Raw genomic sequence first — 589 nt, 5'->3', positions numbered from 1 at the left:
TTGTCAACAATGCTATTAACAATCTAAACGAAGTCACTGCTCAGGCACAGAAACTGGTTCAGGACACCCTGGGCAAAATCCGTCCCGAAGAAAAACAACCAGAAAAGCAGCAATAAGCTGCGGCGCGGCTGGCAACCCCGCTAGCCGCGCTGTTCTATTGGAATATAGGGGCGCTGCGTAGGGCCATTATAAATTTGCCGTGGCCTGCCGATCTTGGCCCCAGGATTTTCGATCATTTCCTTCCACTGCGCAATCCAACCCGGCATGCGGCCCAAGGCAAACATCACAGTAAACATATCAGTCGGGATACCAATCGCGCGGTATATGATCCCACTATAAAAATCCACGTTGGGATAGAGTTTGCGCTCGACGAAATACTCGTCTTTGAGTGCGACCTCTTCCAGTTGCACCGCAATCTCCAACAGCGGATCCTTGATGCCAAGGCGATTGAGCACGTCCATGCACGCCTTTTTGATGATTTTGGCACGTGGGTCGAAATTCTTATACACCCGGTGGCCAAAGCCCATCAGCCGGAAGTTGGAGTTCTTGTCTTTGGCCATATCCACAAATTTGCGGATGTTACCACCTT

1 protein-coding gene is annotated in these 589 nt (G+C 50.6%); it reads right to left on the bottom strand.

Going from position 1 to position 589, the window contains the following annotated elements; all coding sequences use genetic code 11:
* Window positions 1–140: 140 nt before the first annotated feature.
* Window positions 141–589: citrate (Si)-synthase (gene gltA, locus NZ740_10760; protein ID MCS6772478.1), on the bottom strand; the 449-nt coding region annotated here is incomplete at its 5' end.

This window comes from Kiritimatiellia bacterium, assembly GCA_025054615.1.
GTDB lineage: Bacteria > Verrucomicrobiota > Kiritimatiellia > CAIVKH01 > CAIVKH01 > JANWZO01.
This window is presented reverse-complemented; position numbering and strand designations above follow the sequence as displayed.